The sequence below is a fragment of the Alteromonas sp. KUL17 genome (assembly GCF_006538305.1).
Classification (GTDB): Bacteria; Pseudomonadota; Gammaproteobacteria; order Enterobacterales; family Alteromonadaceae; genus Alteromonas; species Alteromonas macleodii.
The window spans coordinates 105,993-122,141 of record NZ_BJKJ01000007.1 but is presented as its reverse complement, the minus strand read 5'-3'; the positions used below and the strand labels follow the sequence as shown (position 1 = coordinate 122,141).

Annotated in this window: 10 protein-coding genes; 7 read left to right on the top strand and 3 right to left on the bottom strand. The window is 45.5% G+C overall.

Annotation, left to right across the window (positions count from 1 at the left end; translation table 11 throughout):
- Position 1: 1 nt before the first annotated feature.
- Complete coding sequence (locus KUL49_RS08615; protein ID WP_131137027.1) at positions 2 to 2,749, bottom strand: insulinase family protein; 2,748 nt, start codon at positions 2,747 to 2,749, stop codon at positions 2 to 4.
- 171 nt (positions 2,750 to 2,920) lie between these two features.
- Between KUL49_RS08615 and sixA the strand changes: the two genes are divergently transcribed.
- Both sixA and KUL49_RS08605 read left to right on the top strand, forming a co-directional pair.
- Positions 2,921 to 3,436 (top strand): phosphohistidine phosphatase SixA, encoded by a 516-nt coding sequence (gene sixA / locus KUL49_RS08610; RefSeq protein ID WP_014976012.1) that lies wholly within the window; start codon positions 2,921 to 2,923, stop codon positions 3,434 to 3,436.
- A gap of 121 nt (positions 3,437 to 3,557) precedes the next feature.
- Entirely contained in the window at positions 3,558 to 3,752 is a 195-nt protein-coding gene (locus tag KUL49_RS08605; protein ID WP_014978722.1) for a hypothetical protein, read from the top strand.
- A 37-nt stretch (positions 3,753 to 3,789) separates the two neighbouring features.
- On the opposite strand, the gene KUL49_RS08600 is transcribed toward KUL49_RS08605, so the two are convergent.
- Both KUL49_RS08600 and KUL49_RS08595 read right to left on the bottom strand, forming a co-directional pair.
- Entirely contained in the window at positions 3,790 to 5,085 is a 1,296-nt protein-coding gene (locus KUL49_RS08600; protein WP_014948817.1) for an HlyC/CorC family transporter, read from the bottom strand.
- A 175-nt stretch (positions 5,086 to 5,260) separates the two neighbouring features.
- Positions 5,261 to 6,052 (bottom strand): inner membrane protein YpjD, encoded by a 792-nt coding sequence (locus KUL49_RS08595; protein WP_131137026.1) that lies wholly within the window; start codon positions 6,050 to 6,052, stop codon positions 5,261 to 5,263.
- Positions 6,053 to 6,350: 298 nt separating this feature from the next.
- On the opposite strand from KUL49_RS08595, the gene ffh reads away from it, so the two are divergent.
- The 5 genes from ffh (at position 6,351) to KUL49_RS08570 (ending at position 15,983) form a co-directional block, all read left to right on the top strand.
- Positions 6,351 to 7,790, top strand: coding sequence for a signal recognition particle protein (gene ffh, locus KUL49_RS08590; protein WP_131137025.1), 1,440 nt, complete (start codon positions 6,351 to 6,353; stop codon positions 7,788 to 7,790).
- Between the two features lie 187 nt (positions 7,791 to 7,977).
- Positions 7,978 to 10,062 (top strand): YncE family protein, encoded by a 2,085-nt coding sequence (locus KUL49_RS08585; protein WP_131137024.1) that lies wholly within the window; start codon positions 7,978 to 7,980, stop codon positions 10,060 to 10,062.
- Between the two features lie 352 nt (positions 10,063 to 10,414).
- A complete protein-coding gene (locus KUL49_RS08580; RefSeq protein WP_131137023.1) occupies positions 10,415 to 14,137 on the top strand; it encodes an ATP-binding protein in 3,723 nt (1,240 codons plus the stop codon).
- Positions 14,134 to 14,769, top strand: coding sequence for a hypothetical protein (locus KUL49_RS08575; RefSeq protein WP_014978725.1), 636 nt, complete (start codon positions 14,134 to 14,136; stop codon positions 14,767 to 14,769). The genes KUL49_RS08580 and KUL49_RS08575 overlap by 4 nt, the downstream gene beginning before the upstream one ends.
- Entirely contained in the window at positions 14,766 to 15,983 is a 1,218-nt protein-coding gene (locus KUL49_RS08570) for a phosphoenolpyruvate carboxylase (protein WP_131137022.1), read from the top strand. The genes KUL49_RS08575 and KUL49_RS08570 overlap by 4 nt, the downstream gene beginning before the upstream one ends.
- The last annotated feature ends 166 nt before the right edge of the window (positions 15,984 to 16,149 follow it).

The following is a 16,149-nucleotide window of genomic DNA, read 5'->3' as shown; positions in this document are numbered from 1 at the left end:
TTTAGTAGTAAGGAATTTCTTTTTTGAATTCAGAAATACTGTTAATCGTTCGTTTTTCTTGCGTGGGAATACTCTCAAATTTTCCACGAGAGAACAGCACCAATTCCCCGCAGCGCTCTCGTTTAGCGAGTTGATGCGCGAAGTCTTGAATCTCTTCGAAACTCAAGCCTTTGATCCTTTCAGCAAGCTTTGCATTTCTATTAAACTCTAAATCTTGCGTACCCAAACTTACCCATAAACGCTGTGACTTCATCGAAAGAGTAAGGTCTCTCTCTTCTAACTGCTTAATAAGGTTTTGTTGGATAGTCGGCCAATAAAAACGATAGAACTCTATTTCATTGAGTTGCTGGAACAAAAAGGCGGTCATTGCATCTAGCAACTGCTTTGGACTACATTGCGGGCTTTGTATATAAAATGCCATTCCGGGGTGTTGATTATGTGGCACATAGCCTGTACCGACTATGTATCCCAATTGCTGTTCTGTTCTTAACGAATTGAAGAACGGTGCTGCCAGCATCTGTTCAAGAACCATACATAATGCGGTGTCGGTGAGGCTAGGAGAAGGTGCTTGTAAATAAAGTACGACCGCTGAGTCATCGTGATTACACAACACTTCATGATAAAGAGTTCCGCCTACAGGCAGCTTAGATACAGCACGAGAAAGGGGAGCTCCCCCTGCATTTTTGCAATGGCTATGAAGCGACGTCGAAAATGCCTTTGCTTCTTCGCTTGCCCAGTTGCCATGCATAAATGCCTCTACAAAATAATGCTCAAAGGCTGCACTGCGACAGCCTAGCATCTCGTTATAAGAGATGTTTTCTATCACGTCTAACAATTCAACTGGCGCTTGCGTGTTGCGTTGAATAAGAACACTTAAGCGAGAGAATAAACGGTTAGTCGGCTTATTTAACAGTGAATTATGAAGGCTTTGAATTTGAAGTTCTTTGTGATGTTCAAAGGCTCTTTCGTCAGGAATAAAACTGAGAACGGCGTCAAGAAGTTGACTTGCTAACAATGTCTGCTGATTCGTAAAACCACGGGTGTGTAGTGTGAACCCAGCTTGATGTCCATAAATCCGATAGTGAAGTCCTGCTATTTCAGCTCGGTAGTATTTAGCTTGGAGATGATCGTTAAGTGCGCCGAGCCAAATTCGCTTGGCCGCAACAGAGGTCAAAGAGTCTGAAAACTGAGCGGCGTCGAAAGAGATATAAATATCGCCTTTGGGGCTATGGAATTGCTGGTCCTGAGCGAACCAAAATCGATAGCCACCATTATCTACCAACCTATTTGGAACATTAAACCCCGTTTCAGGGAGGATAAGCGTGTATTCGCTCGCCAAATAAGGGTTGGGTGGGGGAAGGCACAATTCTGGAATTTTCTTTGCGCTTTCAAGTGAATGTATTAGCGCATCGTTGATGTCTTCAACGCTATATTCAGCCTCATAAAATGCGCAAACCTGAGTGGTTTTAACATCTTTTGATATAACCTTTAAACGAAGGTTCTTGGGCGTGAAAAAAGATAGTGCATGCTCAATTATGCTTCTGTCATAACTACCAATAGTAGAGCGAAGTCTATTTAATTCGTCAGGTTCGAATATAAATTGATGCTGTGCATACTCAGTTATGATCCCAAGCGGCTTCACATTTTCTTCGTACTCTAAAGCCAGCGCATTTAGCTGCGACTTTTCGTGAAAGCGCCACTCTTCAGTCGATGCTTCTCTAATTAATTCGATGTAGCTAAATAGTGCCTCTAACACCTGCGCTTTGTGTTTAAGGCCTTCCTGGGTAAGCTGAAAGCTCACGTTAAAATCTTTAAACTTATCGCCTTCTATGCCAGAGCCCGCTATCAGGTTTAACGCCCAATCTTTTTCTTTTAAATAGGCAAGTAGGCTTCCTTCACCTTCGTCACCAATCAAATGGCTGATGTAGTTCAGCGGTTTGGTTTTGTAGTCGTTCTGTAAAGCGGGGAGGGCAAATGTCACTATCATTCGTCTAGCAGATTGCAGCGGATGAATGTTGATTTGAATGCCCAGTTCATTTTCTGTGTAAAGCGAAGGCCAGTCGTCAGAGGCTAACTGTCCACTAGGCAATGTCCCAAAACACTGATTCACTAACGCCTCGAGTTGACGTATTGGCATAGGACTGGCTATGCACAAGCGCATATTAAGCGCACAGTAATACGATTGGTGCAGTGCCTTCAAGCGACGTTTAAGCTCTGTACATTCGTGTTGAGAAAAGGTATCGCAATTGCCTACAGAAAATTTTGCAAAAGGATGCTCTGGATTACATGTCTCTTTATGAATTTGATAAAGGCGGCGAAGGTCGTCTTTTTTCTTAAACTCAAATTCAGCATGAATGTTCTTTATTTCGTTGGTTAGCGCGTCTTCTTCAAATAAGGGTTGCCTAAGCATATCTGTAAATGCAGGCAATGTTTGCGCAATAGCGTCACCGCTGCAATTAAAATGGTAATTTGTGTACTCGGTACCTGTCCACGCATTGATTGTGCCGCCGTGTTGCTCAATGAATCCATTTATAGCATTGGGTTTGGGCAAATGACGGCTACCCATAAAAAGCATGTGTTCAAGAAGATGGGCTAACCCTTGGCAATCGTTTGGGTCATAAAAGTGTCCGGCTCTTACCGCCATTGAAACAAAAGATTCACTCGCTTCTGGCGTGTGACATAACATGGCACGCAACCCATTAGGTAAAGTAACGTGATGTGCGTTTTCTAAATTTATGGTGTTGTTCACATTGTCTCGTTTTTGGTCAAGAGCACCTTACTGCTGGAGCGTCTATAAAGAGAAACTTCACAAAACGTTAAATAATGTACGAAAATTCTCACTATTCGCGGTTTAGCGCTAGGCGTAGTATCAGCTCTCTGATATCGTTAGCATACTTTCATTAATACTATGCGCAATGTTATGTCAGGTCAAAGTAGCAACGACGACATTTATCTTTTCATTATGCGTCACGGTGAAGCAGAAGCGCCCAGACTCGATGATAAAAGCAGGCAACTTACACCATTAGGTAGAGAGCAAGCCAAAACAGCAGCTTTATGGTTAAAAGATCAGTATTGCCAGAAAGGCATTGTGGACTTAGCGCTTGTGAGCCCTTATCGTCGAGCCAAACAGACCCATGATATGGTATCGCTTGATATCATTGCGAACAAAGTTGAAAATAATGAAGATATTGTTCCGGAAGGCTCGCCAAGACTGGTGAGTGATTATATTGATGGACTTCTTCACGCCGCGGTCAATTCCAAAAAACCAATCAAAAAACTTCTTGTTGTTAGTCACATGCCGCTAGTTAGCTATCTCGTTGATGAACTGTGCCAGTCTTACACCACAAGTTTGTTTTCTACGGCCTCAATTGCTGTTATCAAGTACTCTTTAAAAGAGCACAAAGGCACGCTGGTAACGCATTATCAAGGACTGTAAACGCCTTGCTCCTTCTTAGCGATTAATTTCGGAAATTGAACAATTAATCGTTAAGTATATTCCCACATGGTCGATAGACTCTTTGAGAGTGTCAAAGTTTATTCTATTGAAGGGTTGGGAAATGGACAGCAAATCTATTCCTGAGCTCCTTAAACGTTCATTGCAATCGCATATGGCGGAGGCAGATTTACGTGAAGATAAGGAGACGCAGGATATTATTGCCAAATTATCTGAATTGTCAGATAAGGTCGCTGCTGCGAAAGCTAGAGCGCTGGCAAATAGAGCACAGCGTCTAGCTGACGAATCAAAAGGTTAGCTGATAAGGCCGAAAGGCAGGTTAACCACCAAAACGTTTAGTGGTCGTTATTCGACTCTTTAGGTGCAACATAGTATTCCGGCATGATTCTGACGGTTTTTATCATGCTTTCTGAAATGTCTACAATTTCTAACGGATAACCCGCCAAACGCACGCTTACTTTGTTCTCAGGAATATCTTCAAGATACTCAAGTAATAAACCATTAAGGGTTTTAGGGCCTTCCGTAGGCAGGTTCCAATCCATTTCTCTGTTTAATTCCCGGACGTTGGCACTACCATCAACCAATACTGAACCATCCTGTTGTACGTGTGCTTCCTTACTGTGGTCTGGAACCATACTGGTGGTAAAGTCACCGATAATCTCTTCAAGAATATCTTCAAGAGTGACTAGACCCATAATGTCGCCATACTCATCAACAACCAGAGCAATGCGCTCTTTTTCGGCTTGAAACTTATACATCAGCGTGTGCAGCGGGGTAGATTCAGGCGTGTAGTAAATCTCACGAACAGCGCGAAGCAAGCTTGATTTAGTAAACTGGTCTTTTGATAGTAGGCGCAGAGCGTCACGCACATGCACAAAGCCTACCGCATCGTCGACACTGTCTCGGTATAATAAAACACGGGTATGTTGAGCATGGGTTAACGCTTTTTGAATTTTCTTCCAATCGTCGTTAATGTCGATAGCAAAAATTTCAGCACGTGGCACCATGATATCTTCGGCCGTTACGCTTTCTAAGTCCAAAATACTCACCAACATATCTTGGTGTCGCTTAGGGATCATGGCACCAGCTTCAAAAACCACGGTTCTTAACTCTTCTCGACTTAACGAGTCGTCACTTCCACTTGCAGGACTAATTCTTAGCAAAGCTAGAATGCCGTTTGTGATACCGTTAATCGCTGCCACAAAAGGGTACAGCAAGGTAAGTAGTGGAAGCAGAATAATGGAGCTCGGAAATGCCACTTTTTCTGGATACAGCGCAGCTAGTGTTTTCGGCGTTACTTCTGCAAAAATAAGTAGGACCAGCGTTAAGCCAAAGGTAGCAGCAAACAGCCCCCAATAGTCACCGAATAAACGAATACAAAGTATGGTTGCAAGCGAGGATGCTGCAATATTAACTAAGTTGTTTCCGATGAGAATAAGGCCGATAAGGCGATCAGGTCGTTCTAGAAGTTTAGCAACACGTATAGCTGAGCGGTTGCCTTCTCCTTGCAAATGCTTGAGTCGATAACGATTAATCGACATCATGCCAGTTTCTGAACTAGAGAAATACGCAGATAGTAATATGAGTACGCCGAGCGCGATAAACAGCGTACTCGTTGATATGTCGTCCAATTAATGGGTTCCTGTCTTAACTTAGGCTTCAAATGTATTGATTTGAGGTGCGAGTTTCAAGGGAAAATTGCTGATATGCCCCTAATTAACTAGATAACACCAAAAAGTGACAAGCGCCGCCGAGCCGCCTAAAAAGCCAGCCCGGCAGCGAGCTCAGCAATAAATACAGGGAGTTTTAAAGAAGAAATTCGCGTACTAATTTGCTACCAAAATAGGCAAGGGACAGTAGCGTCACACCCAAGACTGTCATCACAATAACTTGTCGCCCGCGCCAACCTCGAAGTTTCTGGCCTATTAAAAGAATGAGAAAAACAACGAGAGCGGCCGCTGATAGCACCGTTTTATGCGCGTAAGTTTTGTTAAACATATCTTCTAAGAAAACAAACCCGCTAATTAGTGAGACGGTTAGTAAACAAGTTCCCGCAAGCAACAGCTTGAACAAAATGTTTTCTACAAGCATTAAAGGCGGTAGTGATGAATGTAGTAGCGCAGCACCTTTTTGCTTTAACCGGTAGGTAATGAAGGACATTTGCAGTGCATATAAGAATGCAATGACCAAAGTGCAGTAAGCAAACAATGACAAACTAATATGGATAACTAAGCCCGGCTGCAGCTCTATGTGCATGATGTACGATACGGGAATAAACTGCGAGGCGAGTACCGTAAGACTTGCAAAGCCGAAGACAACAGGAAGTAAAATAAGATTAGGAATGGCGCGGGCAAATATAAGCATGGATACTGTGATTATCCACGACACTAATGAAAGCACGTTGGTTACACTCATGTCTTGCCCAGGCGCGACAATAATAACGTTGGTGAGAAAAGCGATATGTGCAATTGCCCCAACACTAGCGATGGATAGCCCTAATCGCTTATTCGGGCCGTCTTGGTGTACGAATTTGCCAATAAGTACTGCCGCAGCTAATGCGTAGAGTAAAGCAGCAGAAATGGCGAAAAGGGTGTTCATGATGCGTCCTGTAATAGGTAGGTGACGTCTTCACCGACTGAGTCGGTATTGATACTGCAACTTGCAAGTAAATTCAACCATCTCCTTGATTTTGTTTGTTTCACACCCACTTTTAGTGTGGGTATAGGATCATGGAAGAACAATTTTTACTCCATATCGACTTCGAAATTCGTACATCAAATTTCGATAACCCTTAACGCAAAAGTTTAAAAATTTAACCGCAATTGTGGGTACGTTACCGTTCGCTTTTACGTTACAATGCGGGCATTACGTCTGAAATAAAAAGAAGTTTCATACTATGTTTGAGAATTTATCAGAACGCTTAGGCCAGACATTACGAAATGTCAGCGGTAAAGGGCGTCTTACTGAAGACAATATTAAAGAAACGCTACGCGAAGTGCGTATGGCGCTACTTGAAGCCGACGTTGCGCTACCCGTAGTAAAAGCGTTTGTTGCACAGGTAAAAGAGCGTGCAGTTGGTACCGAAGTAACCAAAAGCCTCAAGCCTGGCCAAGTATTTATTAAAATCGTTCAGTCTGAACTAGAGTCGGTGATGGGGGAGGCGAACGAAAAGCTTAACCTCGCAACTCAACCTCCGGCTGTTGTGCTTATGGCGGGCTTACAAGGTGCGGGTAAAACTACGTCTGTAGGTAAACTTGCGAAATACCTAACTGAGCGCGAGAAAAAGAAAGTGATGGTAGTGAGTGCCGACGTTTATCGTCCGGCCGCTATCAAGCAGCTTGAAACCCTTGCCGGTGAAGTGAATGTAGCTTTTCACCCGTCAACGATTTTACAAAAGCCCATTGATATCGTTAACGATGCCATTGTTGAAGCGAAGAAGAATTTCTTCGATGTACTACTAGTGGATACAGCAGGTCGTTTGCATGTCGACAACGACATGATGGACGAAATTAAAGAGCTTCACGCTGCAGTTAAGCCAATTGAAACTCTGTTCGTGGTTGATGCCATGACCGGTCAGGATGCTGCGAATACGGCAAAGGCGTTTAACGACGCGCTACCGCTAACCGGTGTAATACTGACCAAAGCAGATGGTGATGCACGAGGTGGTGCTGCACTGTCGGTTCGTCACATCACGGGTAAACCTATCAAGTTTATCGGTATGGGCGAAAAGGTTGATGCACTTGAGCCTTTCCACCCTGAGCGTATTGCGTCTCGTATCTTGGGCATGGGCGACGTACTTAGCCTTATCGAAGAGGTTGAGCGTAAAGTCGATAAGTCGAAAGCGGAAAAGCTGGCCAAGAAGGTACAGAAAGGAAAAGGCTTCGACCTGCAAGACTTTAAAGATCAGCTTGAGCAAATGAAGAACATGGGCGGCATGATGGGAATGCTTGATAAGCTTCCTGGCATGGGCGGTATGTCTGACAAAATTAAAGATCAGGCAAACGACAAGCAGTTTAACCAAATGGAAGCCATCATTAATTCAATGACACCGGCCGAACGTGCGCGCCCCGATATGATTAAAGGGTCGCGTAAGCGCCGTATTGCAGCAGGCTCAGGTACGCAAATTCAAGACGTAAACCGTTTGCTTAAACAGTTTACGCAAATGCAGAAAATGATGAAGAAGATGTCTGGCGGCGGCATGAAGAAGATGATGCGCCAGATGAAAGGCATGATGCCTCCGGGTGGCGGTTTTGGAGGCCCTGGTGGTCCAGGCGGCTCGGGTGGATTCGGCGGCCCTGGCGGATTTGGTGGAGGCGGTGGCTTCCCACCACGTTAAAAGACTGTCGCATTACTTAACAATGCTTAAAAACCTCAATTGCAGCAATGCATTGAGGTTTTTTTATTTTTTTGCATCCATTATCACTCATCAGTCGTTTGGCTTGTTGAACAGGACGTGAGCAGTACTTATCGCATTATGCGTTTAAGAAACGTCTCTTCGCGAATCAACAAGTACGGAGATGAAGATGGAATTCAATAAAACATCACAGCAAAAATTAAAATTGTCACTGTTGGCGACGGCAATGGTTCTCGCGCTAAGTGCCTGCGACGGTGACGACGGAACAGATGGTGTCGATGGGACTGATGGCGCGCCTGGCCAAGATGGTACACCCGGTCAAGATGGTACACCCGGTCAAGATGGAACCCCAGGCTTCGCGTCTGCGACATTCTTGGTCGCAAATAATGGCGATGACAACCGCAATACGGTTACTTCGATTGACCAAAACGCAAATGTTTTGTCTACGGTAACCACTGGAGCGAATGAGGGGATTGTATTCACGCAAAGCGGAAGCTTGGTACAAGCTGGCGACAGTGATTTACCGTTATTAAGAACGCTTTGTAATTTTGAAGCTCAAGCCGACTACATGATGAGTACAGGGCATGAGATAACGGGCGCAACTACGGGCCTTGTTAATCCGAAAGGTATTGCCTTTGCTGAAAATGCAGGTTTAGTTATGGTGGCTGACTTTAACGGTCAAAAGGTTAGCGTATTCGGTGGCCAAGCAGCAGGCAATGTTGCACCGATTGCAGAAATAATGACCTCAGCAAAACCATGGGATGTGGCCTATGACGAACAAAGCGATAGATTGTTTGTTGCACTGACCGATGGGACACTCGCGGTTTACGATAATGTCGCTGGTTCTGATTTTGCGCCCACAGTTATGCGTTCAGTGGTGCCTTCAGATGCAGACGGAAATCAAATATCGATTAATCTGCACGGTATCGCTTACGAGCCTATGTCTAATCGTATGGTATTGTCAGACGTTGGCGATGCTGCAATTGCTGATGATGGTCAAATTTTTGTTTTAGAAAATGTCTCTACGGCTGACGGGGCTGTTGTACCAAGTAGAGTGATTGGCGGCGCATCGACCCAGCTTGGTAATCCAGTAGACATTGTTTTAACCGGTTCTGATCTTCGCGTGGCGGAAAAATCTAATGACGCCATTTTGGTGTTCTCAAACATATTCAACGGTGCTAGTGGCGACGTTGCACCAACGCTATCAACGCCTTCAGTAAAACCAGAGTCGTTGGCCGAGTTAACTCAGCTGAACGAGATGAAAGACGCATCGGACGATGGCATAACTACCATGCCTATTATGGGCCTTTCGGTATCAAGTAACCCTGCAAGCGAAGGTGCAACCACGGGGCAAGTAGCGCAATACAGCGCTGTACTTTCCAGTGAGCTAAGCACTTTTGACGCTGGTATGAGCATTGAGAGTGCCGCTTTCACGGCTAGCGGTGATGGCGTTATTACCTTCGATGATGTTGAAACCTCAACGGGTGGTTTACTCGTGATTAATCGCCTCAATGCCATGCGAGACGGTATGATGTATAGCGATAGTTTCGACCACATGATTGCGGGTAGCGATACAGGCTTGATTGCACCTAAAGGGTTAGACATTGCCTCAGAAGCAGGTGTGGTATTTGTGGCAGATGTTAACGAAGCTACTCCTGCCGTTCGCGTATTTTCGCCTTGTGCATCAGGCAATGTTGCGCCTCTATTAACACTTGAAGCTGCCAACGGGGCGCGCCCTTGGGATGTGGATTACGACCCATCAACTGATAGCGCGTATCTGGCGTTAACTAACGGTTCGGTTGCCGTGTTTGAAGAAGTGATGCGCAAAATGGAAAGCGGTGAAACCGTAATTACGGGTGAAGACAGGCTGATTGTCCCTGCAAGTGGTGGGACAGCATTTGCCGCGCCAACCAACATCCATGGCATAGACTATGATAGCCAAAGCGATAGTTTGGTCATTTCTGATGTAGGCAGCGCAGCGGATGCTACTGACGGTAAATTGTACGTGATTCCTGGCGCAGGCAGTGCCGATGGCATAACGGATGTATCCGTCAATATTGCAGGACCGAACTCAACGTTGGGTAATCCGGTAGACTTGATGCTCAGCAATGGTCATGTATATGTTGCTGAAAAATCAAATGGCATGATCCTGCGCTTTGACAATATTCTAAATGCAGCCTCGGGTGATATTACGCCCAGCTTTAGCATGATGTATCCCGCACCAGAGTCGGTGAATGTATTGTCAGTGAAGTAAAACAACTGATGAACAGCCTTGTAGAAACAGTTCATTTCATCGCTGTTCTATGAAAGCTCAATGCTTTTGCTAAAGCGGCACGTACCTAATCAGTACGTGTCGCTTTATATTTATGTGGCGTTATTGGGATATTTAAAAGCTTTGCCAACTTAACTTTTAAACAATAGCATGCTTTATAACCAACAAATCACCGCGCATCTGTGCAAATTCGTGAATTCATAATACACTGACGGGCTACATCGTGCGCATGTGCTCGCTTTCTTTCAGGTAGGCAACTTTTACCCTATCAAAGCAGGTACAGTTTTGTGCTGTGTGAGCGTTCACGCGGCAGAGTTATTGATACAGGAACACTATGGCAGGCTTAAAACGTATTATTCTTATCGACACGCATTTACCAGGCGTAGTCGAGCTAAAGCTTGATGGACACACCAATATTTGTGGTACCAATGCGTCGGGTAAAACCACGCTTCAACGACTTATTCCCGTGTTTTACGGCGAGTACCCAAGTCGCGTGGTACCGGCAACCCGTGACAGCTTTGAACGCTGGTATTTGCCTCGTTTGTCTAGCTTTATTATTTATGAATACACGCGTGCTGAAGGTGACCTGTGCCAAGCAGTGTTAAGCTCAAATGGTACGGGCGTAAATTACCGTTTAATTGGCAAGCCATTTGAAATCAGTGACTACTTGATAGAGCAAAAGAACGGCAAACACGCCAGTGTAAGCAGCGCCGAGCTTGCACGTGCCATGAAGCGTAACAACATATTGGTTACGAGCTTACTTAATACGAAAGACTTCCGCGCCATCATTCAAAACGACCACGGTGTGCTTAACCAGAGTAACAATGCCCGTGAGCTATTAGGCTACGCCAAAATCTTTAGCCTTTGCGAACCGTCGAAACACATGCGCCACATCGAGAAACTGGCTAAAGCGGTTCACTCTAAAGAAGGCAAGATGGAAACCATCAAGGCCATGATTGCCGCCATTTTAGAAGAGGATGGCGTTACGCCACCTACTTCAGGCCTAAGCAGCCACCGCGTCGATGACTGGATTAAAGAATGTCATTTAATTAAACAATTCGACAAAATTCGCCCTGAGTTTTCTAAACTCGAACAAGCTGACATGGCGCTAACCACAACAGAGCAAGTGCTTGCTAACCTTAAGCATAGCTTCGAGCTTGATAAGACCTACTTGGCTGCGCGCGTTGAAACTACAAAGAATGAACTGGATGAGAATAGCTTCCAGCGCAAACAAACGGACAGCGAATGGGGTGATACCCGCGATCACCTAAATCAGGTTATTTCATCTGCTCGTGCCGATGTTGAGAAGTTCACCAGTGAACTTGATACGGTAGAGCGTGAATTCGATAAGTGGCAAGACCAAAATATTGAGCAGCTTAAAGAAGATGTGGCAAATCTAGCGCAGTGGCAAAATGAAAAGGCCATGGCCGACAGTCGCTATGTACTGCTTACTGAAAAACACCAAGATATTGAGTCGGCCTACAACAAGCGCTTGGCTGAGCTAGGTGAAAAGCTGTCAATTACCCTGGAAGAAATGTCAGCCGCACGCCAAGAAGCCGCAGAGAATAAAGCTGAGCAGCAGCAGAGCGAGCGTGAAGCATTAAGTCGCATTCAGAGCGACTACAATAGCCAGCTAAATGCGCTTCAGAACGACTACCAAAATAGTTTGAATGAGTTAAAGGTAGCTGAAGCTGAACTAAAAGCTTCACTAAGTAACGCAGGCTACAACGAGTTTGAACAATCTCAGCTAGATATTCTTGATGCGGCCATTAAAGAAGCATCTATCAACGAAGATGCAGCGCGCGGAGAACTGCGACAAGCGCAGCAGGCGCATAGTAAATCAGTTGAGTTTCGCAAAGAATGTTCAAATGCGTTAGATAAAGCACGCAACGCTTTTCAACAAGAAGAAAAAGCGGTTAACAAAATTAATGCGCTTCTTTACCCCGGCGAAGGCTCGCTACTTGAGTTCTTGCGCGCCAATGTCGATGACTGGGAGTTATCCTTAGGTAAAGTTATTCGCCCTGAGCTACTAGAGCGCACTGATTTAGCCCCTGCTATGGCAAAGGATGCACAAGGCGACAGCCATACCTTTATGGGCGTTAAGTTAGCACTTACTGAACTTGATACCCCAGACTATGCCTTTACCGAGCAAGCCCTTAAGCAGCAACTGCAAGAAGCTGAAATTCGTCAAGCCGCTGCCCTTGCTGCGCAAAACGAATGCGAACAGCGCTTGGCGAAAGCGAACGAAGATGTGCGCAACGCCGAGCTTGTGGTTACCCAAAAAGACAACGCCGTTAAAAGTGCCGAAGCCAGCCGTAAACGCGCACAGCAAGACCGCGATACGGTACTTAGCGAATATCAGCAGGCGCTTTCTGCACGTAAGCAAAAAGCCAAAACTAAGCTTGAAGCAAATCAACAGTCGCAAAAGCAAGCGAAGGCGCAGTTTGAGCTTAGTCGTGACGAAATTAAAGATCAGCAGCGCGAAGCGGAAACCGAACACAAATTCCATTGGCAGCAGCTTATTGCTGACAGTGAAGCACGTATATCTCAGCTTGATAGCGACATGCGTAAGGCGAAAGACAACGCTGCACAAGACCGCAAAGATATGCAGAGTTGGCTGGAAAGCGAATTAAGTAATCGCGGCGTGGATGTTGATGAAATAGGTCAGCTTAAAAAGCAAATCAATACGCTTAAAGAAGACATTACGCGCACTGAAACCCACCGTCATAAAGTAGCCGACTACGAGCGTTGGTACACTAACGTGTTTACCAAGCAAAAAGTGGTATGGCAGGAAGGCTTGTCTAAGTCGCGTAAGTTATTGGGCGAATCTGAGCGTAATTTAGCCAGCAAACAAGCAACCTATAAAGCTAACCGCGAACAGCTTCAAGAGCAGCACGGGCAGCTTGAAACTACGCTTAAAACTGCCAGTGAGCACCTAGAACAGGTTAAAACCTTAAGTAAATCTCTTGCCAAGCTTACGCTTCAAGCGGGTGATGAAACGGCTGAAATTAAGCATGACGATGTAAGTATTGGTCAGCGTATCTCAGAAGTGCAAAGCCAGCTTCAAGAGCGCGAAAACTTACTAAGCGATATTCGCGCCTATGTAGAAAGATTCGACCAGCTTATTGCCGCGCAAGCGGGCACAGGTTTGTCGGATACGTGGGAGCGCGCCCGTGAAGAGTGCGCAACGTTGAACGCTCACGGCGTGAAGAGCTTTGATCACCGCCGTATGGTGTCGCATTTAGCACAGCTTCTAAACGTGATTGTTCCCCAGAAGCTACAGGGCTTGCGTGAGCAAGGCCGTATCTTTGGTGCCGATCTTTCGCAATACTACTTTGTACTTGCCGATATCGACAAACGCATTGTGTCGCAAAGCCGCCGTATTACCCAAGAGGTCGACGGCGATCTTTCTCTTGATGGTGTATCAGACTCGGCTGTTAAAATTCGCTCACGTATTAGTGAACTTGAATTCTGGCCCGAACTTGAGCAATTCAGAAAGCTTTATGAACACTGGATGGAAGAGGGGGCTAACGAGTTACCGGAAGAAGAATACGGTCAAAGTATGCGCCGGGTTCTTGATATTCTAGGCCGTGCAGCGCTTACGGGCGGTATTAGCAAGCTACTTGATATCGAGCTACACCTTCGTGAGGGTAAAAGTGACCTTGTCATTCGTACTGACCGCCAGCTTAACGAGTCATCAAGTCACGGTATGGCCTACCTAATCTTGTGTAAATTCTTACTCGCTTTCACCCGTCTTCTGCGCGGTGATGCCGACGCCACAGTGCACTGGCCTATCGATGAACTAGGTACACTTCACCAAAACAACGTGAAGAAAATCTTTGAAGCGTGTCAAAACAATAACATTAGTGTAGTCGGCGCATTCCCTAACCCAGAGTCAGAAGTATTGACGTTGTTTGAAAACCGCTACTTGATAGATAAGGTAACCCGCCAACTGCAGGTGGTTCAGCCAAAAGCAAGCTCTATAGGGGCGCGCATTAAACAGAAAAAAGAAGCAGAAAAGAACGGTGAAGTAGTAGGCAAGGAGACATCAGCATGATGACAGAACAAGGCCGTGTACTGAGTGCACTTTTACAAGGCGCGTTTATTTGTCAGGTGACCGATGAAGAGGCATGGCGTTTTCTTAAATCAAGAGACAACGCTGCGCAGTTAGAGCCTCATTTAGCGTTATTAAATCGTACATTATCGACCACCGCTGAGGGTGACGTATTCTTTGCCAGCTTCCTCACCATTGGTGAGAACGAGCGCAAAGTGCTTACACAGCAGTTCCAAGATACAGCATCTAACCTAGTGCCTCTGGTAGAGTGGTTGCTGCTGGTTCAGCAAGCCAATGAATCTGATATGCCCATTACCATGGGCAGCGCGATTCGATTAAACGAGCTGCAAACTACCATTGAAGATACGCCCGCCTATGCTGAGCAGCTAGAAAAAATATCGCGTTATCGAATGTTTGGCTCCACCAGCGTGAACTTAGATGGACAGCTAAAGCAGGTGTTTAAACGCTTGACCGAAATGGGTTATCTGATTAAGCCAAACCCAGATAAACAGATTTATCTGGGCACTGGCAAAATTGAACACCTTTACGAAATGCTACGTTTCATTGATGAAACTGAAGCGCTGAGCTTATCTGAGCAGGCGGAGGCCGCTATTTCGCAAGGTAGCTTGATATGAGCCAGGTGTTAATTCAGGCAGGAACTAAACTATTAAACGCATTGGGTCGTCACAGCGACCTGATTATGCAGGCGTACATTAATGGTTCAGTAAAAGAGCGCGATCACAGCCCTAAGGTGTTGGAACAGCTTGTTCAACTAGGCGTGTTGTGGCGTCCGGAAGCGCAAAGCGAACTGCGTTTGAAAAGCGCGGTGAGAACCCTTTTAGAGGGCAGCTTACAAGACGAGCGCAACCGAACTATCAACGCCAATATTGGTGCGTCGCTGGCAAGCCTTAAAACCCTGACCGAGCACTATAAAGAAGCCCTTCACTACAACAAGTACAATGAAGCGGCAGCCCACATGGGCGATTTAACCGAGCATGTCTATCAACTTTCAGAATCATTGAGTAATAGCGTGCGTGTCATGTTTGGCCGTATTAACAACGAGTTTGGCTACGTGTCTTCGGTTGAAGCTAAAATTCGCGAAAATGAGCTAGCGCAGGGACAGGTAACCGACTTACTTGCCCAGCTTGAGTGTTTCCGCTTCGATGAGTTAAGTGAACTGGCAGGTTCTAATCGCGAACTTCGTCACTTGCTGGTGGTGTCGCTACAGCAGCGCTTTGCCAAGGCCGCACAGGAATTATCAGTAGTACAAGCACGCTTATTAGACTTGTTAGGCCGGTTTAGAGAGTTCCAAGGCCGTACACGCTTGCTTAAAGGCTTCTTGCTACACATGGAGCAGCTGCCTGATTTTGTGCCAGGCAACTACGCTAACCTGACTAATGTGCCTGTGTTGTTTAACCAATCGGACGCGATTATTGCTAACGCAGCACCAGACGTGAACAACGTTGAGCATGAAGCCGATTACCAAAATATAGTGGCGTCGTTAACCCACGTACACAAACGTCAGACTAAGCACGAAGACACGAAACCAGTCGACATTGATGTGACTGAGCAATCGACCTTGTCACTTGAAAAAGATCCATTGCAGCAAGCGGTAGAAGCGTATTTCTGTGAAGTCATCGATTCTGGTCAGCCTAAAACGGCGCTGGATTACTTTGAAGAACAGGCTTTAGACTTTGACCCTGAAGTGTGGATTTATCAGGTGATCGGGGGGTATCAAGCCCTAAACGATGAAGATAAGCAGTTTTTTGCATTAGAATCCCACGGTAATAACGATAAAGTCTATACGGGCAATTTCTACATCAACGACATCACGTTGGGCTTGCGTTAACGTCATTTCTTAATTTTACCCATCGACTATCAAGGTAAAGTCTGGCCCACGTTTATCAAGGGTGTGCCAGGCTTTCATACAACGTCAACGGTTCAAATTTAAACGTAAGTTAACAATGTTGATTAACTTCGTTCTTTTCTTTTTCACGCCAATTTTTGCGATGTGT

Excerpts from the sequence above, each read along its gene's own strand:
- KUL49_RS08575 (WP_014978725.1), top strand. The coding sequence starts at position 14,134 with ATGATGACAGAACAAGGCCGTGTACTGAGTGCACTTTTACAAGGCGCG.
- KUL49_RS08580 (WP_131137023.1), top strand. The coding sequence starts at position 10,415 with ATGGCAGGCTTAAAACGTATTATTCTTATCGACACGCATTTACCAGGC.
- KUL49_RS08605 (WP_014978722.1), top strand. The coding sequence starts at position 3,558 with ATGGACAGCAAATCTATTCCTGAGCTCCTTAAACGTTCATTGCAATCG.
- KUL49_RS08585 (WP_131137024.1), top strand. The coding sequence starts at position 7,978 with ATGGAATTCAATAAAACATCACAGCAAAAATTAAAATTGTCACTGTTG.
- ffh (WP_131137025.1), top strand. The coding sequence starts at position 6,351 with ATGTTTGAGAATTTATCAGAACGCTTAGGCCAGACATTACGAAATGTC.
- KUL49_RS08595 (WP_131137026.1), bottom strand. The coding sequence starts at position 6,052 with ATGAACACCCTTTTCGCCATTTCTGCTGCTTTACTCTACGCATTAGCT.
- KUL49_RS08570 (WP_131137022.1), top strand. The coding sequence starts at position 14,766 with ATGAGCCAGGTGTTAATTCAGGCAGGAACTAAACTATTAAACGCATTG.
- sixA (WP_014976012.1), top strand. The coding sequence starts at position 2,921 with ATGTCAGGTCAAAGTAGCAACGACGACATTTATCTTTTCATTATGCGT.